General features: G+C 39.5%; 22 protein-coding genes. 12 read left to right on the top strand and 10 right to left on the bottom strand.

Features of this window, described 5'->3' with window-relative positions:
• Positions 1–26: 26 nt before the first annotated feature.
• Both gltP and FY048_RS10670 read right to left on the bottom strand, forming a co-directional pair.
• Complete coding sequence (gltP, locus tag FY048_RS10675) at positions 27–1313, bottom strand: glutamate/aspartate:proton symporter GltP (protein ID WP_016139356.1); 1287 nt, start codon at positions 1311–1313, stop codon at positions 27–29.
• Positions 1314–2011: 698 nt separating this feature from the next.
• Positions 2012–3121, bottom strand: a complete 1110-nt coding sequence (locus FY048_RS10670) for an endonuclease/exonuclease/phosphatase family protein (RefSeq protein ID WP_446091099.1) — start codon at positions 3119–3121, stop codon at positions 2012–2014.
• Between the two features lie 187 nt (positions 3122–3308).
• Here FY048_RS10670 and asd point away from each other — a divergent pair, with 187 nt between their 5' ends.
• The 5 genes from asd (at position 3309) to truA (ending at position 9138) form a co-directional block, all read left to right on the top strand.
• Positions 3309–4427 carry an aspartate-semialdehyde dehydrogenase gene (gene asd, locus FY048_RS10665; protein ID WP_004794839.1) on the top strand — a complete coding sequence of 373 codons (1119 nt, stop codon included), beginning with the start codon at positions 3309–3311 and terminating at the stop codon, positions 4425–4427.
• Positions 4428–4575: 148 nt separating this feature from the next.
• The gene (locus FY048_RS10660; RefSeq protein ID WP_446091098.1) at positions 4576–5925 is read left to right on the top strand and encodes a type IV pilus assembly protein FimV; all 1350 of its coding nucleotides are present in this window, start codon (positions 4576–4578) and stop codon (positions 5923–5925) included.
• A gap of 57 nt (positions 5926–5982) precedes the next feature.
• Positions 5983–7299, top strand: coding sequence for a hypothetical protein (locus tag FY048_RS10655; RefSeq protein ID WP_446091097.1), 1317 nt, complete (start codon positions 5983–5985; stop codon positions 7297–7299).
• Between the two features lie 55 nt (positions 7300–7354).
• Positions 7355–8326, top strand: coding sequence for an asparaginase (locus tag FY048_RS10650; protein WP_446091096.1), 972 nt, complete (start codon positions 7355–7357; stop codon positions 8324–8326).
• A 14-nt stretch (positions 8327–8340) separates the two neighbouring features.
• Positions 8341–9138, top strand: coding sequence for a tRNA pseudouridine(38-40) synthase TruA (gene truA, locus FY048_RS10645; protein WP_132070941.1), 798 nt, complete (start codon positions 8341–8343; stop codon positions 9136–9138).
• Between the two features lie 26 nt (positions 9139–9164).
• Here truA and FY048_RS10640 read toward each other — a convergent pair whose 3' ends face one another.
• On the bottom strand, positions 9165–10175 hold the full coding sequence (locus tag FY048_RS10640) for an AraC family transcriptional regulator (RefSeq protein ID WP_005037036.1): 1011 nt from the start codon (positions 10173–10175) through the stop codon (positions 9165–9167).
• Between the two features lie 263 nt (positions 10176–10438).
• Between FY048_RS10640 and infA the strand changes: the two genes are divergently transcribed.
• The gene (gene infA, locus FY048_RS10635) at positions 10439–10660 is read left to right on the top strand and encodes a translation initiation factor IF-1 (RefSeq protein WP_001284370.1); all 222 of its coding nucleotides are present in this window, start codon (positions 10439–10441) and stop codon (positions 10658–10660) included.
• A gap of 51 nt (positions 10661–10711) precedes the next feature.
• On the opposite strand, the gene FY048_RS10630 is transcribed toward infA, so the two are convergent.
• A complete protein-coding gene (locus FY048_RS10630; protein WP_003654719.1) occupies positions 10712–11083 on the bottom strand; it encodes a lysozyme inhibitor LprI family protein in 372 nt (123 codons plus the stop codon).
• Between the two features lie 173 nt (positions 11084–11256).
• Here FY048_RS10630 and FY048_RS10625 point away from each other — a divergent pair, with 173 nt between their 5' ends.
• Positions 11257–11664 carry a hypothetical protein gene (locus FY048_RS10625; protein WP_446091095.1) on the top strand — a complete coding sequence of 136 codons (408 nt, stop codon included), beginning with the start codon at positions 11257–11259 and terminating at the stop codon, positions 11662–11664.
• A 52-nt stretch (positions 11665–11716) separates the two neighbouring features.
• Here FY048_RS10625 and leuB read toward each other — a convergent pair whose 3' ends face one another.
• From leuB to leuC, 4 genes are all read right to left on the bottom strand, one after another.
• Positions 11717–12796 (bottom strand): 3-isopropylmalate dehydrogenase, encoded by a 1080-nt coding sequence (gene leuB / locus FY048_RS10620; protein ID WP_004640985.1) that lies wholly within the window; start codon positions 12794–12796, stop codon positions 11717–11719.
• Between the two features lie 33 nt (positions 12797–12829).
• Entirely contained in the window at positions 12830–13420 is a 591-nt protein-coding gene (locus FY048_RS10615; RefSeq protein ID WP_003654712.1) for a hypothetical protein, read from the bottom strand.
• Between the two features lie 112 nt (positions 13421–13532).
• On the bottom strand, positions 13533–14180 hold the full coding sequence (gene leuD / locus FY048_RS10610) for a 3-isopropylmalate dehydratase small subunit (RefSeq protein WP_446091094.1): 648 nt from the start codon (positions 14178–14180) through the stop codon (positions 13533–13535).
• An 18-nt stretch (positions 14181–14198) separates the two neighbouring features.
• Complete coding sequence (gene leuC, locus FY048_RS10605) at positions 14199–15617, bottom strand: 3-isopropylmalate dehydratase large subunit (RefSeq protein ID WP_446091093.1); 1419 nt, start codon at positions 15615–15617, stop codon at positions 14199–14201.
• Between the two features lie 237 nt (positions 15618–15854).
• On the opposite strand from leuC, the gene FY048_RS10600 reads away from it, so the two are divergent.
• A complete protein-coding gene (locus tag FY048_RS10600; protein WP_003654707.1) occupies positions 15855–16109 on the top strand; it encodes a DUF2061 domain-containing protein in 255 nt (84 codons plus the stop codon).
• Positions 16110–16224: 115 nt separating this feature from the next.
• Positions 16225–17085 (top strand): LysR family transcriptional regulator, encoded by an 861-nt coding sequence (locus tag FY048_RS10595; RefSeq protein WP_446091092.1) that lies wholly within the window; start codon positions 16225–16227, stop codon positions 17083–17085.
• A gap of 12 nt (positions 17086–17097) precedes the next feature.
• On the opposite strand, the gene FY048_RS10590 is transcribed toward FY048_RS10595, so the two are convergent.
• Together FY048_RS10590 and FY048_RS10585 are read right to left on the bottom strand one after the other, a co-directional pair.
• Positions 17098–17349, bottom strand: coding sequence for a hypothetical protein (locus FY048_RS10590; RefSeq protein WP_446091183.1), 252 nt, complete (start codon positions 17347–17349; stop codon positions 17098–17100).
• Between the two features lie 81 nt (positions 17350–17430).
• On the bottom strand, positions 17431–18090 hold the full coding sequence (locus FY048_RS10585; RefSeq protein ID WP_446091091.1) for an HAD family hydrolase: 660 nt from the start codon (positions 18088–18090) through the stop codon (positions 17431–17433).
• 182 nt (positions 18091–18272) lie between these two features.
• Between FY048_RS10585 and FY048_RS10580 the strand changes: the two genes are divergently transcribed.
• From FY048_RS10580 to katG, 3 genes are all read left to right on the top strand, one after another.
• On the top strand, positions 18273–18758 hold the full coding sequence (locus FY048_RS10580; RefSeq protein ID WP_004794866.1) for an RNA pyrophosphohydrolase: 486 nt from the start codon (positions 18273–18275) through the stop codon (positions 18756–18758).
• An 85-nt stretch (positions 18759–18843) separates the two neighbouring features.
• Complete coding sequence (ptsP, locus tag FY048_RS10575) at positions 18844–21138, top strand: phosphoenolpyruvate--protein phosphotransferase (protein WP_446091090.1); 2295 nt, start codon at positions 18844–18846, stop codon at positions 21136–21138.
• 522 nt (positions 21139–21660) lie between these two features.
• On the top strand, positions 21661–23817 hold the full coding sequence (gene katG, locus FY048_RS10570) for a catalase/peroxidase HPI (RefSeq protein WP_446091089.1): 2157 nt from the start codon (positions 21661–21663) through the stop codon (positions 23815–23817).
• The last annotated feature ends 28 nt before the right edge of the window (positions 23818–23845 follow it).

Here is a 23845-nt window from a genome sequence, read left to right as displayed (position 1 = left end):
TTTATTACAACAATAAAAAGTCAGCTTTATTTAAGCGATGCTTCATAAGCTGCTGCTTTTTCATAGTCGTATTGTTTTTCCCATTTACTAATCACAAGTACTGCAAGTGCATTACCGACAACGTTCAACGCGGTACGTGCCATATCCATGATACGGTCAACACCAGCAATAAATGCCAAGCCTTCTACAGGAATACCAACACTACCTAATGTTGCTAATAACACAACAAACGATACGCCAGGAACACCAGCAATACCTTTAGAAGTAATCATTAAAGTTACAACTAAAATGACCTGTTGGCTAATTGACATTTCAATACCGTAAAGCTGTGCAATAAAGATTGCCGCGATACTTTGGTAAAGCGTAGAACCGTCAAGGTTAAATGAATAACCTGTTGGGATTACAAAACTAGAAATTGCTTTAGGCGCGCCATAAGCTTCCATCTTTTGCATAATACGCGGTAAAACTGTTTCAGAGCTTGCAGTTGAATATGCCAAAATTAATTCATCTTTCAAAATCTTAAACAAAGTAAAGATATTGATGCTGAACATTTTTGCAGTTAAACCAAGTACCACTAAAGCAAAGAATAAGATCGCGCCATATACCAACACGACTAACTTGCCTAAAGGGATAAGCGAAGCGAAACCGAAGTTTGCAACCGTTACTGCAATCAAACCAAACACACCCACTGGCGCATATTTCATGATGATGTGCGTTACACGGAACATTGTTTCCGATACAGCATGAAATACGTTTAATAATGGATCTTTAGTTGTTGCTGGTAATGAAGACAAACCAACACCAAATAACACAGCAAAGAAAATCACAGGTAACATTTCGCCATGCGCCATTGAACTAATAATGTTCGTTGGGATAAGCGATAATATTGTCTGCATGATGCCATGAGACTGTGACTGAACTTCTTCAGTTGTATGCTTATATTGAGAAATATCAGTTTGAACCAGTTGAGACATGTCAATGCCTGAACCTGGATGGAAGATATTTGCTGCAACTAAGCCCACCAAAATAGCAATAGTGGTAATAATTTCAAAATAGAGAATGGTTTTAAAACCAAGTCGCCCTAAACTTTTCGTACTGCCAACACCTGCAATACCTAAAATTAAGGTAGAGAAAACGATTGGAATAACAATCATTTTAATCAGGCTAATGAAAATCTTACCAAGTGGCGTAAGAACATTAGTTACAATACTGTCTTTGATTTCAGGCTGGTTATGTAAAACAGCCCCGACAACTATCCCTAGGATTAAAGCAATTAAAATTTGCCAAGCAAGGCTAAATTTAAAATTCTTCATAAGACAATCCTTATGCACCGCAAAGTATCAAATATGAGAGGGAGAAGACCACTAACTAAGAGTGAAACCTCAATATGTACAGTAATTTCCAAACAGAAATTTAAATGCACAAACAAATCACAACTCGCCGATCTGACGAGATAAACAACAATGCCTGTTGACGATCCAACATGTCAACGATCGGCACATTCTATTGAGATTTGCTAATTAAACAACCCCAATTTATCTCTAAACAGATGAAAACCCATATTTATTCATCAATAATCTATAAAAACAAAAACTTATCTGAAAAAAAATTTGTATCTATTTTCATTAGAAATTGCTCAGATATAGATGAAAAGTTATGAGTGCTTACCTATCATTAGATAGGTTTTAAAATTAAGATTAACTTAAAAATATTTCTTTTTTTACGATAAATTAAATAGGGTATATATAAAATATTAACCCGAGTTCTGCGTCCTGCAAAACTCGGGTAAATGAGGTTGTGCTTTCAGGTTAATCGTTATTTTTATCGTTTCCGTTCCAACATCTAATCCGTGATGCTATTCCATATCAGCTTTGTGTATCCTTACGTGGGATTGTCCATTCCCGTTTCCGTGTGCCGATGAATGTAGAATAAGGTTTTTATCACCCCCTGCCTATTCGCCCTAGACTCAAATCTTTGTACGATATTGCTTACATCAATTTTTATATTCTTTTCATTTATAAGGCTGCGCAATTTTATCAGTCACAATTTTTTCTTCCTTTTCAGCCTTTGCAATCCCTTCTTGTATGGCACTTTGGGCCTCTTCTTCATCGGTTTGAGTTTGCTCTAACTCCTCTTGAATATGTTCAAATATTCGCCCAGTCTGTAAAACAACATATACAGGAAAATGATCAGATCCAATATGTGGCAAACGCTGCATTTTTACTAAACCAAAATCGGTACTATGAAAAATATGATCTAAAGACCAACGCAGCAATGGATAATCTGCATGAAACGTATTAATAAAATGTCGCCCAACTCGCGGGTCAAGTAATCCACTAATCCGCTGAAATAAACGCGTAGTACGTGACCATGCTACATCGTTTAAATCTCCCATCACAATACAGCTTTCATCTAAGTCTTTAATCTGGTCGCCAACAATTAAAAGCTCTGCATCACGTAAAGTCGAATCTTTCGCCTCGGTTGGACTCGGTGGTTTAGGATGCAAACAATAGAGTTGAACTGGCATACCAGACCGTAAAGTCACAGTGGTATGAATAGAAGGAATTTCATCACTTAAAATAAATTTAACTTCAGTATTAGATAAAGGTAACCGACTGTATAAATGCATGCCGTATAAATTATCTAAAGGCACGGGAACGCGATAAGGATAATCTTCTTCGATTTCTTTTAAAGCATTTTCCCAAGTCTTATCACTCTCCAATGTAAGTAGTAAATCTGGTTTTAATGTCCTGATCTGTTCAAGCAATAAATGATATTTATCATTTGGGGTTAGAACATTCGATACAATTAATGAAATTTGCTTTTGCTGATCTAACTGGGATGATTTGACCTGTTTAACCTGTTTTTTCCAGAGCAAGGTATAAGGCAAAACCATTTTAAGCTGATAGGCGATGGCAGCGATAAGCACAGCAAGTAATATTTCACGCCATAGATTCCATTCGGTCGGCCAAAACAGCATACCAACAAAGGCTAATAGACCAACAAATAGAATCTGCAAACGAGGAAAATCGGCGCCACGAAACCACCACTCATCACGAGGAATAAGTGACCAGAAACTTAACCAAATCACCAGACCAGCTAGAACTTCGATATAAATCATTGAATTTTCTCTTTTAAGATGATTTGGTTTTTAAATTTTTTGTCATCTTTATCAATTTTGTATGTAACATAAACAAGATATTCTACTCAATAAACATGGTGTTTTGTTTCTGTAACGCTTGCAGTTGTGGACACTTTTGATACACTCAACTCCCCCTAATAATTTTAACGCACCGAGGCAAAATGACATGAAAGTAGGTCTGGTCGGTTGGCGCGGGATGGTCGGTTCCGTCCTTATGCAACGTATGGTTGAAGAGAATGATTTTGCTCATATTGAGCCATTTTATTTCTCTACCAGTAATGCAGGTGGTGAAGCTCCTTCATTTGGTGGTAAGACTGCCCCAGCACTTATGGAAGCTACAGACATTAATAGTCTGAAGCAAATGGATGTCATTATTACCTGTCAAGGTGGTGACTATACGTCTGAAGTTTTCCCACAGTTAAAAGCGACTGGTTGGGATGGCTACTGGATTGATGCAGCCTCTACTTTACGTATGTCAGATGATGCGATCATCGTTCTTGATCCAGTAAACCTTAACGTTATTAAAGACGGCTTGGTTAACGGCACCAAAACTTTCGTAGGCGGTAACTGTACAGTATCGCTTATGTTGATGGGTGTAGGTTCACTTTTCCAAAACAATTTGGTGGAGTGGATGACTGCTATGACTTATCAAGCAGCATCAGGCGCTGGCGCACAAAACATGCGTGAGCTAATTACTGGTATGGGCTACTTATATAACAATACTAAAACGTTGTTAGATGATCCTAAATCTGCAATTTTGGATATTGATCGCCAAGTTGCCGAGTTACAACGTGGTGAAGGTTTCCCATCTGCTAACTTTGGCGTGCCATTAGCTGGATCGTTAATTCCTTACATTGATAAACAGCTTGAAAGCGGTCAGTCAAAAGAAGAGTGGAAAGGTCAAGTTGAAACCAACAAGATCTTGGGTAATTCACAAATTGTTCCAATCGACGGCCACTGTGTCCGTATTGGCGCGATGCGTTGTCACTCTCAAGCACTGACAATCAAGTTGAAAAAAGATGTTCCGCTTGATGAAATCGAAGATATGATTCGTACTTCAAACCAATGGGCGAAAGTTGTACCAAACACTCGTGAAGCGTCTATGACTGACCTTACACCTGTTGCTGTAACTGGTACCTTAACTGTACCTGTTGGCCGTTTGCGCAAACTTAATATGGGTAAAGAATATTTAGGCGCATTCACAGTAGGTGATCAGTTACTTTGGGGTGCTGCTGAACCTTTACGTCGCATGTTACGTATCTTAGTAGAATACAAGAGCTCATAATTTGGTCTGAATTATTCAGTCAAAACGAAAAGCCGATCACATTAGATCGGCTTTTCCGTAACTGTTTTGTAAAAATTTTACAATTTATTTACATTTCATTATTGTATAATTTTGAACGACTTTACGACTTATTAGGTCATGGATTGAGATGACTGTTTATAACAAATTAAAAATTGCCATTTTCACCATTATGTCTTCGCCTTCTATTTATGCGATTACATTAGACCCTATACAAATTCAGTCTGCGCCTGGGGATTTGTTATATGCAGAAATGAATTTCCAACAAGCTGACCCCAACACTACCTTGCAAGTGAGTTTAGCGACTCCTGAAGATTTAAGTGCTTTGGGTGTAACTCATCAGCCTCCGGGAAATCTTAATTTTTATACACGCCAAAATGGTCAAGGTTCTGGGGTTATTGTGATTACCTCATCCCGACCTGTTAATGATCCTGAGCTCAATATTGTTGTAAAAATCAGTGAAGGTTCTGCAACGCGTTTACAGCATATTAAAACTGTAATTAAACCTTCTCCGATAAAAAAGACTGAAAATAACGAAAGTACTTTATCCCCTCAGCTTGTTGTGAATGAAAAGGATATTGCTTTAAATCTGCCAGAAAGTACGCACTATGCTTCATCAACTTCGGCCCCCACTACAACAAATGCGAATAGTGGACAAAACCTTAATATCAGCTCTGGGACTGTCCCTGCAATAAATACGAATTCAACGCCCTCACTTGATGAAAACTCTTCGGCTCAGATAGCTCAACAAGTGACAACAGGTACTACGCCTAATCAGGCACAAACTAAACCTGCTATGAATAAGTCAGATGCAAACAATTCGCCAAAAACGACGGTTAAAAATTTAGCAGGACACAAGAAGCCTGTTCCACCCAAAAATATCAATCAAAATACTGCAAAGAAACAAACCTTGAGTACGTCTAGAGGAGCAGTAACTTCAGGTAAATATGTAGTACAGCACAATGAGTCTTTATGGAGCATTGCTAATCGTATTGCGGCGAAAACTAAACAGCCTGTTGCAAAAGTCATGCATGATATCCAACAACAAAACCAGCATGCTTTTATTCAAGGTGATGTAAACCGTTTACGTCAGGGAATTTCTCTAAAACTTAGCCAGACTCCTGTCGCTAAAAATCAGCAAAATAAATCCAAAACAGAAATAATGCATACTGCAAAATCGCCTTCTGGCCAAGCTAAATACCGCCTGCAAAAAGCAGAAATGAGTATCGTGGCTGAAAACAGCCAAAATTCTACACATGGAAGTGCTAAAAAGAGCACACAACAAAGTCAAAACAATACTGAGTTAGCAGTAAAAGTTATGACAAAAAGAGAAAAAACCGTTACATTACAAAGGAATGTAACCAAATTAAATCAAACTTTACGTTTAAAAGACCAACGTATTCAACTTTTGAATGCACGTTTGGCAGAGTTACAACAGCAGTTAAAAGCACAGCAACAAACTCACAAGCAAAAACATTAAGTTAAAACCAGAGTTAGCTCGCTTCATATTGCAAATATTTATTTTAAGGGGAAAGTAATGTTATATGTGATTCCGTTCATCATATTACTCGTGGTCGCTGTTATTTTTAAAAAACGCGAGAATAGCCAGAAACAAGAGGCCACCTCTCCTAAAACGGTAAATAAAAAAACCAATAAAAAAGCAAACTCTAAATCGAGTAAAAACTCGCGTGAAAAAAGCAAAGTAAATGTAGTAGAAGACACTCTTCCACTTATTCCACAAAGCACCCCTGTTCCAGAAGCTGTACGTCAAAAAATCAAACAGCTCATTCAAGAAAAACAATATTCAGCAGCTGAAGCTCAAGTGAATCAGGCGTTAAAAAAAGACAATACTCAGCACGAGCTTTATTTATTATTACTTGAAGTTCATATTGCACAGAAAGATGAATTTGCGACAACGCAACTGATTAACCATATTCGTAGTTTGGCATTAAATGAAATAGTGACTCAAGCAGAAGCTAGACAAAAAGAATATGAGGCATTACGAAAAACAGAACATGAGTCATCTAGCCAATCTGATGCCATCGATTTTCCTCAAGCTCAAACATACGAAGAGCCAAAAAATACACCAGACACAACAGCTCAGTTCGACCAGTTAACCACAAATTCTTCTGAAGCTTCTTTTGATGACTTGCAGAAAGACTATGCACCGGTAAAACAAGAGCCTGCTGTTGAAGTTAAACCTTTAGAATTTAACTTTTCATTCGAAAAAACTGCTGCTACAGAAACTACCAGCCAACCTGTACATGAACCAGAAGTATCAACATCTCAGCAAGTACCAGAAGTATCGTCATCTCAAGAAACAAATGAGCTAGCTGATTTAGAGTTTTCTTTTGACTTGACACCTCTGCATGAAACTGAGGAAAAACCTCAAACAGTAGAAGTGAAAGCAGATCAAGAGAATAGCGTCAATGCTTTAGATTTTAACCTTGACTTAAATCCTTCAAGTTCAGAGACGAAATCTGTTGAACAAGCTCCATCATTAGATGAGCTTAAAGTAGCAGAACAAACTCCATTAGAAGCAACTTCAATCGCCCCTCTTGAGTTTTCGTTAGATGAGCCTGCGTTAGTTACAGCACCAGAGATTGAAACTCAAAACCATATAGAGGTAGTAAATCAAGAGCCGACTCAAACTCAAATCGAGGATCCACTTCTAGACGCCTTTCCAGAATTAAAACAGTTAGATGAAAATGAACTCGACTTACAACTTGCAGAGCAATACATTAAATTAGGTGCTTATCCAGCAGCACACGCTTTGTTGGCAAGTAATGAGCAAAAATTCAACACAGAGCAACAACAACGCGCGAAAAATCTACTAAATCGCATAGCTTCTTAAGGCCGATCGTTTTACCATAAGCAGTCAAAGATGACTGCTTTTGTGCCTGAAAAAGATGAAAAAAATAGCCTTATTTTATATGGGTGGTACTTTTGGCTGTGTAGGTGAACCTTTAGCGCCTATGCCATATGACCAATTCTTACCTCAACTTGAAAAAGTTATACCCCCCCACTTAACGGTTGACTGTTTTGCTGCCCCAAATATTGTAGATAGCAGCGCTTGCACAGCGCCCGATTGGCTAAGTCTTATTCAACGTATACAACAGCTCCAACTCGAAGGTTATCAACACTTCGTCGTTATTCATGGTACAGATACTCTTAGTTATGCTGCTGCAACCCTAGCTCGCTTTTTAGGCCAAAGCTGTCATATTGTGATTACTGGTAGCCAATACCCGTTACTCAATGTTCAAGGTGATAATACTCGTGAATTTACTGATGCAATTGAGAACTTATATCTTGCATTAGAACAAGTGATTGCCCTACCTGTAGGTGCGTATCTTGCATTCCATCATCAAGTATTCCATGCACAAACTGCATTAAAAACGCATACGACTGAACTCGATGCATTTTCAGGTTTAAGTAGTAAAGTTGAGTTTACGCCTCAGCAAAATGAATTGATCGTACAAGATGCTCAAATTGAAAAAGCGGCTTCATTCCAGATTTTGAACTGGATGATGCAACCGATTGCAACACAGCACTTGGTACAGCAATTACGTCACTTACTTCCTGCCCCACCACACTTCTTGGTGTTACAAGGATTTGGTACAGGCAATATCGCAGTAAACCCTGAACTATTGGCAACCTTAGATGAACTGTATGCTCATGGTTGTGTTCCAATCTTGACAACACAGGTGACCTTTGGCGGCATTGACCAACGTTATGCAATTAGTGCTTGGGCCAAAACTGCAAAAATTGTCATTAATGATGCACATAGTCATGCAGATCTCTATGCAAAAGCACTTCAAATCTATTTAAAATACTCAACCCCAGAACAATGGTTCAGCCATTGGAACGAAAATTTGCATTAAATAGAGGTAAAGCCATGCAACGTTATGCAGTCGGTATTGAATTTAGCGGAGTTCAATATCGAGGTTGGCAAACACAACAGCCAGGCGTTGCCAGCGTACAAGAAACCATTGAACGTGTGCTTAGCAAAGTCGCAAATGAACCTATAGCACTTCATGGTGCTGGTCGTACCGATGCAGGAGTACATGCGACAAACATGGTGGCACACTTCGATACGCATGCCATTCGCCCAGAAACAGGGTGGTTAAGAGGGGCAAACAGCCAACTACCTAAAGATATTTCCATTCAGTGGATTAAACTGATGGATGAAAGTTTTCATGCCCGTTTTAAAGCGATTGCTCGACGTTACCGCTATATTATATATAACACTCCACATCGCCCTGCACTATTGCATAAACAGGTTACTCACATTTACCAACAGTTAGATGTGAAAAAGATGATTGAAGCAGCTAGTAAATTTGAAGGTACTCATAACTTTGAAAGCTTCCGTGCAGCGGCCTGCCAATCAAATCAGCCTGTTCGACATGTAAAACATTGCCGTTTATTTGAACATGGACGCTATTTGGTTTTAGATATTCAGGCAGATGGTTTTTTACACCATATGGTTCGTAACATTGTTGGATGTTTACTCGAAATTGGTCAAGGGATGTATGAAATTGATCATATCGATGCAATGTTTGCTGCACAAGATCGTAAGGCAGCAGGAGTAACTGCCCCACCAGATGGTCTTTATTTTATTCAGTGTAATTATCCTGAGCAGTTTGATTTGCCTCAGCCGCCACTTGGGCCACATTGGCTAAACTTACCTGAGTAAGCTTAGCCTGCTCTACTTATATTTATCTAGCGATGCTGTTTACGTTTCCGATATTCAACCGGTGTCTCATTCGTCCAACGCTTAAATGCGCGATAGAACGTACTTGGCTCAGAGAAGCCAGTTAAATACACAATACGCTCAACACTCTCGTTGGTATTTGCCAAAAGTTTTTTAGCTAAACGGCAACGATAATCAGAAAGTATTTGCTGAAAACTGGTATTCGCCTCACTTAGCTGAGTGCGTAAGCGACGTGGGGTAATATTCAACTGAGCAGCAACCGTTTCCAAGGTTGTTTCTCCACTTTCCAGCGTTGAACCAATTGCTCTACGAACTTCACCCACTAGATCATAACGCGCTAATTCTTGTAGTTTTTCAATCGCAAGCTGCTCATGCAATTGCAATAACTCAGGCTCTGCTTGCCAAAGCTGAAAATCTAGAATAGCGGGATCAAAATATAAACGTGTTTCTTTTTGACCTAAACTAACCGGACAGCCGTATACGCGGAAATATTCATCCTCAGCTGCTCCTTCGCTGAAGTTAAAATCGATAAAAATCGGGTGAAATTGCCCTTCGGTAATAAATTTAAAAAATCTAAGGATGCCCGAAATTGCACATTCAGAGAAATGGCGATTAACAAGATTATCAGCACCGATCTGCTCGCCATTGGTTAAATAACAACGCCCTTCTTCAATCACTAGTTTTGCATCAAATGCGTCACTAATGAGGCGCTGATAAGCCAAAGCCCGCTTTAGGCCTTCACCAAAGGTATCACTACTAATAAATAGATGTTCAATGACCTGACCACGATATAAAGGCAAATGCTCGCCTAAATGCAGACCGATATCTGGATCTTTACTGACTTCCTGAGCGGCAGTCCAAAAGGCATACTGTGCACTTAACGGTGTACGTGCATTCGTATCAACCTGATTTAAAGCAACTCCCGCTTTGGTTAATATTTCTTCTGTTGGCAATCCCGCACGACGAATCGCTTGATAGCCAAAGCGTAATACAACTGATGCATCTGTTAGCTGACCCACGCAGTGCCCTTCCATGTAGATACTTCATTGATATTTAGGGCCGTTGACTTTTACGCAATTAACAGTCCCTAATAACTATGATTTTAGATTAGCGTTGATTGACCGAACTGACAACAGAATTAAACTTCTTTTGTGAAAAAAATTACATCTTTTTTTATTAGTCATACTTTAACCAGATGCTTGAGTAGAAGTATGTCTATCTTGTTTTTTTTAAATAAATTGACTATAATTTGCGCCTTCCCAATTTGATCATCAGGTAGGCTATGGCCAATAAAGAGGAACTCATTGAGTTCGAAGGCGTTGTCACCGAAACGCTTCCTAATACGATGTTCCGTGTACGTCTTGAAAACGGTCACGAAGTTATTGCACACATTTCTGGTAAAATGCGTAAACACTATATTCGTATTCTTACTGGCGACAGTGTAAAAGTCGAAATGACTCCATATGACCTCACTAAAGGTCGTATCACGTACCGTGCTCGCTAATTAGTGAATGCAAAAAAGCCACTTCATGATGTGGCTTTTTTATTGCGTTGTTTATTCACTTAAGCGACTGGTTTTACATCCCACCGTTTGGCATTCACGCAATCTTTCTTGCAGCCAATGGTTTCTTTCTTGCGTTGTCTGTAAACGACATTGCACGTCTACACTATTTCTATTTGAATCTGTACACTCAGCATCACGTTGACGTATCCATGCAAGCTGAGATTTCTTAAGAATATTTTTTTGCGCAGTATTTAACTTTACTCGCAATGCTTGATAATTCTTATTCAGATCTACATCTGCACTCGCATAAATTTTATTTGTACAGTAAATATCATCATAAGTATTGCGGGCACTATCACAGTTATCTGCATAGACGACAGTCATTCCTAAACTGCATAAAAATGCAAAAGCAATTTTTCTCATCGTATTTTCCCTTCGTTTTCTACAAAATTATTATTAGAACGGTTTGAATGTAAGAATAAGTCTAAAGGTAAGTTCACCTTTCATTTATCATAATCTTCCTTTTTTACTTTACAAGTATTCAAATCCAACCTATTGTTCTTTAATAATAAATATAATTTTTTATTGAGATAAAAATGAATATAGATACCCGATGTAAAATTGGCCTACTTTGTTTGATCATAATGAATGTGAACGGTTGCACTAGCCATCCACGCCAATCTATAGATTTACAAGAGTATTTAAAGAGCTTTCTAGGCAAATCTTCTGCAACCATTCGACAAGACATCAATCTACGTAGTCTTGGTTTTCAAGTCGCTAATGCTCCACAGAAAACACCCAATCAACTCATCTATACGATTTTACGCCCATTAAACATCCCAATTCCGATGGTGACTAATGTCGATATGAGAGGTAATTCTATCGCTATACAGTCAGGTAATCTGGGTGGCAATTCTTACGATGTGAATTTCAACTGCAAAGTTATTTTTCAGCTTAAAAATGATATTGCCGAGTCTATTCAATATGAAGGTAAAGCCTGCTAAAACATAGGCATAAAAAAACGCAGCGTTGAGCTGCGTTTTTTATAAGAAGCTTTTAAGCAAGAGCAGCTACAACTGCCTCACCCATCTCGGCTGTACCAACTTTTGTCATACCTTCAGACATAATATCTGCTGTACGTAGGCCTTGATCAAGTACTTGACCTACAGCATCTTCAATTGCTTTTGCAGCAGCTTCTTCACGGAATGTATAACGAAGCATCATTGCAACAGAAAGAATTGTTGCTAATGGATTCGCCACATTTTGGCCAGCAATGTCAGGTGCAGAACCATGACAAGGTTCATACATACCTTTGCCATTTTCATCTAAAGAAGCTGATGGCAGCATGCCGATTGAGCCTGTAAGCATTGCAGCTTCATCAGATAAGATATCGCCAAACAAGTTACCTGTTACGATCACGTCAAACTGTTTTGGAGCACGTACAAGCTGCATTGCAGCATTATCCACATACATATGTGAAAGCTGAATGTTTGAATAACTCGCTTGCTGCAAATCAGTAACTGTTTGCTTCCAAAGTTCTGTTACTTCTAAAACATTCGCTTTATCGACCGAACAGACTTTACCACCACGTAAACCTGCAAGTTCAAAAGCAACTTTTGCAATGCGCTTAATTTCACTTTCAGAATAAACGTCAGTGTTATAGCCTTGTTTTTCGCCGTTTTCGAGTTCACGAATACCACGTGGCTGACCGAAATAGATACCGCCAGTAAGCTCACGAACAATCAGAATATCTAAACCAGCAACAATTTCAGGTTTTAAGCTAGAAGCATCTGCCAATTGCGGATAAAGAATGGCTGGACGCAAGTTAGCAAACAAGTTGAGTTCACTACGAATTTTTAAAAGACCACGTTCAGGACGGATAGAACGCTCAATCGCATCCCATTTTGGTCCGCCTACTGCACCCAGTAAAATTGCATCAGCTTTTTTTGCCTGTTCACTCGTTACAGCTGGATACGGTTCGCCATGTGCATCAATTGCCGCACCACCCAATAGGCCATGTTCCCAAGTCAACGATAAATTAAATTTTTCATTTACTGTATTTAATACTTTTTCTGCTGCCCCAACAATTTCGGGACCAATACCATCACCAGCTAAAATTAAAATCTGTTTAGACATGAACTTTTTCCATTTTCCAAAAAACAAGCAGTGTTATGACGACCGCGGTGTTAGTTTTTTCTGTTCAAGGAACTCGCCTAGCCCTGTTGTTACATCAAATGGTCGACAAAAACGGCGAATAACACGCTCATCTTGCTCTAAGTCGACACATAATGGATCTGGTACAGAAACATTCAGCAAACTACCCGAACGGTTAGTTTTGTCTCGGTACATTTTAAATGTATAGCGATGGTTGGCATTAAACTGGTGAATCACATGGATTGTTTCAGCCCGATCTGGAGAAATCGGATAGAAACGGATCACCACTTCATATTGTTTAGCAGGCACAGATAAATATAAACTGTTGGTTTGCCCGAGCACTGAACCGTGCAACCGTACAATTCCTTGATGAATTGCCTGATTACTAATTCGTCGTGTTTGCGCATCCACTACAGTAATATCATTTAGTCGTTCAAATTCACAACTCTTCGCACCCGAACAATATATTGCTGCATTCTGCCCCAAATTTTCTTGTTCAGCCTGCTTAATACGGACAGTATCCACTACATTGTACGTGCTCTGACAAGCACTGAGTGTTATTGCGCACAGGCTCAACAAAAAGCTATGAGTAACGTTCCTCTTCATTGTTCAAGCCCAATCCTCATCTAGTGCATAATTTTAAGGTGTTTTTATGCTTTAGCATGTTAGCAAGAGTTTGAACACTACGCCATGGCTATGTTTAAAATGTACCAAAAGGTTAATTTAACTCTTGGAATACCCAAGGACGAACCTGTTTAGTTTTTTCTTCATAAGCGCGAATTGCATCCGCATTTTGAAGCGTTAAACCAATATCATCCAAGCCATTTAACAAGCAATGCTTGCGAAATGGGTCAACTTCAAATTTAAAAGCTTCACCTGTTGGGGTACGCACTTCTTGAGCCGCTAAATCAATTGTTAATTGATGTCCTTCATTAGCAGCGCATTCTTTAAATAACTGATCAACAATTTCTTCTGACAAAATGACAGGTAACATGCCATTTTTGAAACAGTTATTAAAGAAAATATCAGCAAAGCTTGGCGCAATAACAGTACGGAAACCGTATTCATTCAATGCCCAAGGTGCATGCTCACGACTTGAACCACAACCGAAGTTAGTACGAGCAATTAAAACATTTGCTCCTTGATAACGTGGTTGATTCAAAACGAAATCCGGATTTTTTGGACGAACTGAATTATCTTGTCCCGGATAGCCTTCATCTAAATAACGAAGTTCATCAAATAAGTTATCGCCAAAACCAGTACGTTTGATTGATTTCAAAAACTGTTTTGGAATAATTAAATCTGTATCAACATTGGCACGATCTAATGGTGCAACGATACCTTGTTCAACTGTATAAGCTTTCATGGTTTGCTCCAGACCGAATTAAAATGAACGAACATCAACAAAGTGACCTGCGATTGCAGCCGCTGCCGCCATTGCTGGGCTCACCAAGTGAGTGCGACCACCATTGCCTTGACGACCTTCAAAGTTACGGTTAGACGTCGATGCACAGTGTTCACCTGGTTGTAATTTATCTGCATTCATTGCTAAACACATTGAACAACCTGGTTCACGCCATTCAAAACCAGCTTCCAAGAAGATTTTATCTAAGCCTTCTTTCTCTGCCTGTTGTTTAACTAAACCTGAACCCGGAACAATCATGGCTTGCTTAATGCTAGAGGCTACTTTACGGCCTTTAACCACCTCAGCCGCAGCACGGATATCTTCAATACGAGAGTTAGTACAAGAACCAATAAAGACACGGTCAAGTTGAATATCAGCTAATGCCTGACCTGCATTTAAGCCCATATATTGATAAGCACGCGTCCAGTCATTACGTTGAACGTCATCTTTAGCTTGTTCTAAGGTTGGAACAGCTTCAGTTACCGGAATAACCATCTCAGGTGAAGTTCCCCAAGACACTTGTGGTTCAATCTCTGCGCCATTTAATTCAACTACAGCATCAAAGGTAGCGTCTTCATCTGAATGTAAAGTGTTCCAGTAAGCAACTGCTTGTTCCCATTGCTCGCCTTTTGGTGCATAGCTGCGGCCTTTCACGTATTCAACGGTTTTGTCATCGACAGCAACCATGCCGACACGAGCACCCGCTTCAATCGCCATGTTACATACAGTCATACGTCCTTCAATCGACATATCACGGAACACCTGACCACCAAATTCAATCGCGTAACCTGTACCACCTGCGGTACCAATTTTAGCAATAATTGCCAACACCACATCTTTTGGTGTCACACCTTTGCCTAATACGCCATCTACACGGATTAACATATTTTTAGATTTTTTCTGAATCAAACATTGTGTTGCTAACACATGTTCAACTTCAGAAGTTCCAATACCATGTGCCAAACAACCAAAAGCACCGTGTGTTGCTGTATGTGAATCACCACACACTACAGTCATGCCGGGTAAAGTTAAGCCTTGTTCTGGGCCGACGACATGCACAATACCCTGACGGATATCATTAATATTAAATTCAACAATATTAAAGGCTTTACAATTGTCATCTAAGGTTTGAACCTGAATACGAGACGTATCATCTTCAATACCCGCGATGCCTTGCTCACGTTCTTTTTTAGATGTTGGAACGTTATGGTCTGGTGTAGCAACGTTTGCACTTAAACGCCATGGTTGACGACCAGCAAGTTGCAAACCTTCAAATGCTTGTGGACTAGTCACTTCATGCAATAAATGACGGTCAATATAAAGTAAACATGAGCCATCATCACGCTGTGAAACAACGTGGTCATCCCACAATTTGTCATATAAAGTTTTGCCTGCCATGTCGTCTTGCTCCATTGGACTGGGTAATTCTAATCTTTCTTCGATTATAGCCAGAGTTTCACATAAATCTAATTTATCATTTTTATAAATTAGAAAACTTTTTGGAATTAATCATAATCCCTTCTATACACATCAAATTTAATAAATCGTTTTTGTTAATGATTATCATTTGCATAATCAATTTTTAATCTTATACTCTCATCTCTATACTAAAAATATCTAAAGTGGCTAAAGAGAATGATCATGGCTAATATTCAAAAATTCGTTGTAAATAATCAACGTACCTTAAAGAAAACCTTCAGCTATTACATTATGCATATTAGCGTAGCGATGATAGTTGCATACTTTGTAACAGGTAATATCTGGATGGCTTTAACTTTAAGTATGCTTGAGCCAACCGTACAAGCATTTGCTTTTTTCTTTCATGAAAAAGTATGGGCAGCTAAAGACCGCCGCATTTCAGCCTTAGCTGAGAAAGAGACAACGGCTTAGGCTAAGATTAGTGCGGTAATTCATAACTTTCTAACTCGTTTTGCTGCAAGCATGATACGATTTTGGCTTGGCAACTTTAGCCCCTCGATTTTTCTATTCCAAGTTGAGTTGTATTATGAATCTTGCAGCCTTTGAAGCTTTTGTAAAAGTTATGGAAACAGGGTCTATCTCTGTGGCAGCAGATCAATTATTTATTACTCAACCTGCTGTAACCAAACGGATTCACAGTCTAGAAGAATATTTTGGTGTCAAACTATTTGAGTCCGCAGGCCGAGGCGTTCAAGCAACTCATGCCGCTCATTCATTATTACCCAAAGTTAAAAACTGGCTAAATGAGCTTGGAGATATCCATCACACCCTAAGCCATGAGCAAAATCAGGTACAAGGTCGTTTAAAAATTGGAACGAGTCATCACATCGGCTTGCACCATTTACCCGCGCCCCTTAAACACTTTGTTCAGCAATTTCCACAGGTCACCTTAGATGTGCATTTTGTTGACTCAGAGCAAGCGCATGAAAAAGTGCTGGCTGGTGATTTAGAGTTAGCATTTTTAACCCTTCCTCCTTCAGGTGACGAGCGCCTTAACTACATTACAATCTGGAATGATCCTTTAGTTTTTGTTGCTGCTCCATTTCATCCACTTGCACAAAAAGAGCATCTGACCTTACAAGACCTTATTGAATATCCAAGCTTGTTACCTGCTGCACAAACTTATACTGCTCAAATCACGTTAGCCGAATTTGAAAAACAAGGGCTTAAACCAAAAATCACCATGAGCAATAACCCTCTTGAGTCTATTCGCATGTTGGTGTCGATTGGTTTGGGTTGGTCAGTTTTACCAAAAACTTTGCTGAACCAAGATATGCAGCAACTTGATTTAGATGTCGAAATGAATCGTCAATTAGGCATGGTGTGGCATCCTGCACGTACCCAATCTAGAGCTATGCAAGAATTGATTAAAATGATGCAGGAATAAGGAATAATTGAATTAACGACTATATTTTTTAAAAAGAATATAAATCAAAACAGCAAAAGGCAGCAGCAAAAATAGTATGCCCCAACCGAAGAAAATCGCGGCAACGACAATGCCAATTAAAGTACCTGAAAATAATAGAAAAACAATGTAAATAAAAAGTTCACCAAGAAGTGTGAGGAAACCATTAATCAGTTCTTCACCCATTTGTTCAAAAAAATTACCTCTACGGGTTTTCTTTTCTTCGGCCTCATTCTGATTATCCATCATATCCTCACTCATCATCATGACCGATTTAAATCGCCCTTGCTCTCAATGCCACAAAAGCGATTCAAATATTGAGGAATATCATGCCTGTGAAATTGACCAGTCCTGGATATCCCAATTATTTTCTTGAGCTAGTTTTTCAAGGCGATCATCAGGATTTACTGCAATCGCATGCGTTGCATATTCAAGTAAAAAACGATCGTTGATTGAATCCGAATAAGCCCAAGACTCAGACACGCTACGCCCTTCCAACCACCCATCTAGACGTGCAAGCTTGCCCTTTTGATAACACGCTAAACCAGCAACTTTACCCGTATATTTCCCATCAGCAACTTCAGCATTGGTTGCCAAAATTTCTGTAATTCCAAATTCACGGAAAATTGGTGCAGTAATAAAATCACTTGTTGCTGTAATTCCGACAATCGCATGTCCTAAGTCCTGATGTTTTTTGATTGCATCAAAACCTTTAGGGCGCATTTGTGGGCGAATCACTTTTTGCATGAACAACTGGTGAAGTTCAGTTAAGTAATTATTATCGTGCTTTGTTAAAAATCCAAAGACAAATTCGTTATAAGCATAGGGGTCAAGTTGCCCTGCTTTGTAATCTTCATAAAATTTATCATTCATCTGACGATGATGAACCGGATCAACCAAACCTTCATTGACTAAAAATTCACCCCACGAGTGGTCTGAATCGGTATTTAACAAGGTATGGTCTAAATCAAACAACGCCAGTTTCATGAAAATTCTCGTTTAAACTGAAATTTAAGAAAAAAAATGTAAATCTATCTCCGCTAGTCGATAGAAATTCGTTAAGATCGTAGCAATTTAAACATTTTACTTTGATCTTTTCGAGCTGGACATAAAAAAGTGTTTGTCCCCGCGATTAAAGTCAACGATATAGACAATATTTAGGTAGCCAAATGATCGATTCAGAAGGTTTCCGACCGAATGTCGGGATCATTTTGGCAAACGATGATGGACAGGTTTTATGGGCAAAGCGCATTGGTCACAATGCTTGGCAATTTCCACAAGGAGGCATTCAGTTTGGAGAAACTCCTGAACAGGCACTTTTTCGAGAACTGAGAGAAGAAATCGGCTTATTGCCCGAACATGTCCAGATTATTGCGCAAACCAAAGGATGGCTGCGTTATCGTTTGCCACATCGTTACATTCGGTCAGACTCTGACCCCGTATGTATCGGACAGAAACAAAAATGGTTTTTACTGAAATTAACTGCGCATGCAAAAAATATTCAGTTAAACCTCTCCGACCCACCCGAATTCGATGAATGGCAGTGGGTTAGCTATTGGTATCCTCTTGGACAAGTGGTGAACTTCAAGCGTGATGTTTATCGTAAAGCCATGGTGGAGTTGTGTACACAGTTGCCGATGCAACAATTACCCTAAAAATCATTTATCTAGCAAATGATTTTTATTAAAAGTGCTGTTATAAATACATTCATAGTCTAAAAAAATACTGGAGTATACATCCATGTCAAACATGCAACTCGACACTCTACGGCGCATTGTCCAAGAAGTTAATGCGTCCGTCAGTTTGCATGAATCATTAGACACCATGGTCAATCAGGTTGCTGAGGCCATGAAAGTGGATGTTTGCTCTATTTATTTACTCGATGAACGCAATCAGCGCTATGTATTGATGGCCTCTAAAGGCTTAAACCCAGAATCTGTAGGTCATGTTTCACTGCAACTCGGTGAAGGTTTAGTCGGTCTGGTCGGGCAACGTGAAGAAATTGTTAACCTTGACAATGCACCAAAACATGAGCGTTTCATGTATTTACCTGAAACAGGTGAAGAAATTTACAACTCATTCCTTGGCGTACCTGTCATGTATCGTCGTAAGGTTATGGGGGTTTTGGTTGTACAAAACAAACTTCCTCAAGATTTTAGTGAAGCTGCGGAATCATTTTTAGTTACTCTGTGTGCTCAGCTTTCTGGTGTTATTGCCCACGCTCACGCAGTTGGAAATATTGACGTATTTCGTAAACCAAGCAATGGCCCTGCCTATAAAACCTTTCAAGGTGCTTCAGGTGCAGGCGGTGTTGCTTTAGGTCGCGCTATTATTTTATATCCACCTGCCGATTTAGCGTCAGTACCTGACCGTGAAGCAGAAGATATTAGTCATGAACTTCGACTTCTAGATCAAGCCATTTCATCAGTTCGTTCAGAGATTCGTTCTTTGGATGAAAAAATGCATGATTCTTTAATGGCAGAAGAACGCGCTTTATTTAGTGTTTTCTTAAGAATGCTAGATGAAAATGCATTGCCAGCCGAAATTAAAGAACTTATTCGTGATGGACATTGGTCACAAGGTGCAGTACGCCGTGTGATTGAAAAACATACTGCCCTATTTGCACAAATGGAAGATGACTATCTACGTGAGCGAGTTTCTGATCTTAAAGATTTAGGCCGACGTATTTTAGCCTCGTTGCAAGAAGAAGACTCTAGCCACCGTGAACTGAGCCCAGACAGTATTTTAATTGGTGAAGAAATTAGTACTGCGGCACTCGTAGAGCTGCCAGTAGACAATATTGCAGCGATTGTAACTTCAGAAGGTGCAGCCAATTCACATATGGTGATTGTGGCCCGTGCATTAGGTATTCCAACCGTAGTTGGCGTAACTGAACTTCCTGTTAACACGCTTGATGATGCAGAAATGATTGTAGATGCCTATCAAGGCCGTGTTTTTATAAATCCTCCACGCCGTTTACGCCAACGTTATAAAGAAATTCAAAAAGAAGATGAACAGATCGCAAAAGATCTCAAACAATACGAGACCAAAGAAGCGATTACTCCAGATGGTGTATCTGTTCCACTTTATGTAAATACAGGCCTCATGATTGACGTGGTTCGCGGAGTACAACGCGGAGCTCAAGGTGTTGGTCTATATCGAAGTGAAATCCCATTCATGTTACGGGAACGCTTCCCGGGTGAAGAAGAACAACGTGCAATCTATCGTCAACAGTTGAGCCACTTCGCCAACAAACCAGTGGTAATGCGAACTCTGGATATTGGTGCCGATAAAGACTTGCCTTACTTCAGTATTGAAGAAGAAAACTCGGCATTGGGCTGGCGTGGTATTCGTTTCACGCTCGATCATCCCGAGATTTTTTCGTCGCAAATTCGCGCCATGCTCAAAGCCAGTATTGGTTTAAATAATTTGCATATTTTATTGCCAATGGTGACTACAGTCAGTGAAGTCGAAGAAGTACTTTACTTACTTGAGCGTGACTGGATGGCGGTACAAGAAGAAGAGCAAGTTAAAATTACCAAGCCTAAAATTGGGATTATGGTTGAGGTACCAAGCGTATTGCTACAAATTGATGAGTTTGCTGAACTTGTCGATTTCTTCTCTGTGGGTTCAAACGATTTAACTCAATATTTACTTGCGGTTGACCGTAATAATCCACATGTAGCAAACGTTTACTCGCATTTCCACCCTTCTATTTTACGTGCTTTAACTCGATTGGTTAAAGAATGTCATGAACACAAAAAACCAATCAGCATTTGTGGTGAAATGGCAGGTGATCCATTATCGGCAATTTTACTCATGGCGATGGGCTTTAATACCCTTTCAATGAGTTCGAGTAACATTTTGCGAGTACGAAAAGCAATTTGTCATGTACCTATGACAGATGCGCAAAAATTACTTGGTGATGTTATGAAAATGAATAATCCGCTCATTGTAAAAAGCTGGCTTGAGTACTATTTTAAAACTCATGGCCTAGCCGACATGGTCAAATCGAATCGAATCGTAAATGTTTAGTATCTAAAGAAAAAGGAGAGCATCGCTCTCCTTTTTTTATTTTAAATAACTTAATAAAACTGAATATAAAAATTTCTTTTCAATCTCGGTTGCACGCTACTTTTTGAACAAAATTACAATCGGTTTTTTAAATCAACTTTGACAATTTAATCCATTTGAAAAATAAGCCTTCTACTTCTACTATATTTAAAGAGCGCTATTAAAAGATCTTAAGTTGTTCCAACAATTGAAGAGGTAATTCTATGCATCGTTATTTTCAAGCTTCAACTTATTTTTCCTCTTGTTTTTTAACCTTCATACAGTAAATTGGAGGAATAACAATTAAAGGAATCTGATGCATTATTAAATAAAAAATAATGAGCCGACATCTGAGTGAAAAGAATTTTTTAAACGGTTTCTCTCATCATTTGCTCACTCATTTCTTTATTTAATAAACATGAGTTTTTAAACCAGAAGTCCAGGAAAATGAGCCCTACTACTTTATCAAGAGCTCAATAATTATTACCCAGAGAGAATATAACCATGTCAGACGAATCAAAATGTCCTTTTTCAGGTCATAACTCAAAACCAGAAGCAACGGTCGGTGGTGGCACGCCTAGTTTACATTGGTGGCCAAAACAATTACGTGTTGACTTGCTGAATCAACATTCAGAACGTTCTAATCCACTCGGTAAAGATTTTAATTATCGTCAAGAATTTCAAAAACTCGACTACTACACACTCAAAGCTGATATCAAAAATGTATTAACAGATTCCCAAGATTGGTGGCCAGCCGATTGGGGAAATTATACGGGCTTATTTATTCGTTTAGCATGGCATGCTGCTGGTACATATCGTATGGGCGATGGCCGTGGTGGTGCTGGTCGTGGTCAACAACGTTTTGCACCATTAAATAGTTGGCCTGACAATGCGAGCTTAGATAAAGCACGCCGCTTACTATGGCCAGTTAAACAAAAATACGGTCAAAAAATATCGTGGGCAGATTTATTTATTCTTGCTGGTAACATTGCGCTTGAGTCTTCTGGCTTCCGTACATTTGGTTTTGGTGCAGGTCGTGAAGATGTTTGGGAACCAGACAACGATGTAAACTGGGGCGATGAAAAAGAATGGTTAGCTCATCGCAACTCTGAAGCATTGGAAGGCAGCAATCTAGCTGCAACCGAAATGGGTCTAATTTATGTGAACCCTGAAGGTCCACAAGCCAGTGGTGATCCAAAATCGGCTGCACCGTTTATTCGTGCGACTTTTGGCAACATGGCAATGGATGACGAAGAAATTGTTGCATTAATTGCAGGCGGTCATACTTTAGGTAAAACCCACGGTGCTGCCTCTGCCGACCATGTTCAGGCTGATCCTGAAGGTGCACCAATTGAACAGATGGGCTTTGGTTGGTCAAATAGCTTTGGTACAGGTGTTGGTAAAGACGCGATCACTTCAGGCTTAGAAGTCATTTGGTCGCAGACTCCAACACAATGGAGTAATTACTTCTTTGAAAACCTATTCAAATACGAGTGGGTACAAGAACGCTCACCTGCTGGCGCAATTCAATGGGTAGCAGCAGATGCTGAAGCAATCATCCCAGATCCATTCGACCCATCAATTAAACGTAAGCCAACAATGCTTACTACAGATTTGACTTTACGTTTTGATCCTGAGTTTGAAAAAATCTCTCGTCGCTTCCATAACGATCCACAAGCTTTCGCCAATGCTTTTGCACGTGCGTGGTTCAAATTAACTCACCGCGATATGGGACCAAAAGCACGTTATCTAGGTCCTGAAGTTCCAGCTGAAGATTTAATTTGGCAAGATCCATTACCTACTGCTAGCGCTGCACCATCGGCTGCGAGCATTGCTGATGCAAAAGCAAAAATTGTTGCACTAGGGCTATCGGCTGGCGAGTTGGTTTCTCTGGGTTGGGCTTCAGCGTCAACTTTCCGTGGTGGAGACAAGCGTGGTGGAGCAAATGGCGCACGTATTGCCTTATCACCGCAACGTGAGTGGGAAGTAAACCAAAAAGCTGTTGATACCTTAACTAAAATTGAAGAAATCAAAGCCTCAACTCAGCTGTCATTGGCTGATTTAATTGTGCTAGCAGGCAACGTTGGTGTAGAGCAAGCTGCTCAAGTGGCTGGTTTCAACATTAGCGTTCCATTTGCCTCTGGTCGTGTTGATGCATTACAAAGCCAAACTGATGTCGAATCTTTCCAATTGCTCCGCGGCCTTGCCGATGGTTTTAGAAACTGGAAAAAAGACGGTGTCAATGCAGCAACTGAAGCATTATTAATTGATAAAGCACAGCAACTGACTTTGACTGCACCAGAGTTAACTGCATTGATTGGTGGTTTACGTGTACTAGGCACTAACTGGGATGGTTCGCAACACGGTGTATTTACTCATCAGGTTGGTGTTCTCAGCACAGACTTCTTCACGAACCTACTCGACATGTCTACGGTATGGGCACCTGCGGATTCATCAGGTGAAGTATTTGAAGGCAAAGATCGTAAAACAGGCACTGTAAAATTTACTGCAACACGTAATGATTTAGTGTTCGGTTCAAACTCAATCTTGCGTGCACTGGTAGAAGTTTATGCTCAAGCAGATGGTAAAGAAAAATTTGTTCAAGACTTTGTAGCCGCATGGACTAAAGTCATGAATCTTGATCGTTTCGACTTAGCTTAATTTACATCAGAATCAAAAAAGCCAGTTC

The sequence above is a fragment of the Acinetobacter sp. 1124_18A genome (assembly GCF_052824995.1).
This window is presented reverse-complemented; position numbering and strand designations above follow the sequence as displayed.

Excerpts from the sequence above, each read along its gene's own strand:
- leuB (WP_004640985.1), bottom strand. The coding sequence starts at position 12,796 with ATGTCTAAACAGATTTTAATTTTAGCTGGTGATGGTATTGGTCCCGAA.
- FY048_RS10580 (WP_004794866.1), top strand. The coding sequence starts at position 18,273 with ATGATCGATTCAGAAGGTTTCCGACCGAATGTCGGGATCATTTTGGCA.
- gltP (WP_016139356.1), bottom strand. The coding sequence starts at position 1,313 with ATGAAGAATTTTAAATTTAGCCTTGCTTGGCAAATTTTAATTGCTTTA.
- leuC (WP_446091093.1), bottom strand. The coding sequence starts at position 15,617 with ATGGCAGGCAAAACTTTATATGACAAATTGTGGGATGACCACGTTGTT.
- FY048_RS10655 (WP_446091097.1), top strand. The coding sequence starts at position 5,983 with ATGTTATATGTGATTCCGTTCATCATATTACTCGTGGTCGCTGTTATT.
- asd (WP_004794839.1), top strand. The coding sequence starts at position 3,309 with ATGAAAGTAGGTCTGGTCGGTTGGCGCGGGATGGTCGGTTCCGTCCTT.
- truA (WP_132070941.1), top strand. The coding sequence starts at position 8,341 with ATGCAACGTTATGCAGTCGGTATTGAATTTAGCGGAGTTCAATATCGA.
- ptsP (WP_446091090.1), top strand. The coding sequence starts at position 18,844 with ATGTCAAACATGCAACTCGACACTCTACGGCGCATTGTCCAAGAAGTT.
- katG (WP_446091089.1), top strand. The coding sequence starts at position 21,661 with ATGTCAGACGAATCAAAATGTCCTTTTTCAGGTCATAACTCAAAACCA.
- FY048_RS10595 (WP_446091092.1), top strand. The coding sequence starts at position 16,225 with ATGAATCTTGCAGCCTTTGAAGCTTTTGTAAAAGTTATGGAAACAGGG.
- FY048_RS10590 (WP_446091183.1), bottom strand. The coding sequence starts at position 17,349 with ATGGATAATCAGAATGAGGCCGAAGAAAAGAAAACCCGTAGAGGTAAT.
- leuD (WP_446091094.1), bottom strand. The coding sequence starts at position 14,180 with ATGAAAGCTTATACAGTTGAACAAGGTATCGTTGCACCATTAGATCGT.
- infA (WP_001284370.1), top strand. The coding sequence starts at position 10,439 with ATGGCCAATAAAGAGGAACTCATTGAGTTCGAAGGCGTTGTCACCGAA.
- FY048_RS10600 (WP_003654707.1), top strand. The coding sequence starts at position 15,855 with ATGATCATGGCTAATATTCAAAAATTCGTTGTAAATAATCAACGTACC.
- FY048_RS10585 (WP_446091091.1), bottom strand. The coding sequence starts at position 18,090 with ATGAAACTGGCGTTGTTTGATTTAGACCATACCTTGTTAAATACCGAT.
- FY048_RS10625 (WP_446091095.1), top strand. The coding sequence starts at position 11,257 with ATGAATATAGATACCCGATGTAAAATTGGCCTACTTTGTTTGATCATA.
- FY048_RS10660 (WP_446091098.1), top strand. The coding sequence starts at position 4,576 with ATGACTGTTTATAACAAATTAAAAATTGCCATTTTCACCATTATGTCT.
- FY048_RS10670 (WP_446091099.1), bottom strand. The coding sequence starts at position 3,121 with ATGATTTATATCGAAGTTCTAGCTGGTCTGGTGATTTGGTTAAGTTTC.
- FY048_RS10630 (WP_003654719.1), bottom strand. The coding sequence starts at position 11,083 with ATGAGAAAAATTGCTTTTGCATTTTTATGCAGTTTAGGAATGACTGTC.
- FY048_RS10650 (WP_446091096.1), top strand. The coding sequence starts at position 7,355 with ATGAAAAAAATAGCCTTATTTTATATGGGTGGTACTTTTGGCTGTGTA.
- FY048_RS10615 (WP_003654712.1), bottom strand. The coding sequence starts at position 13,420 with ATGAAGAGGAACGTTACTCATAGCTTTTTGTTGAGCCTGTGCGCAATA.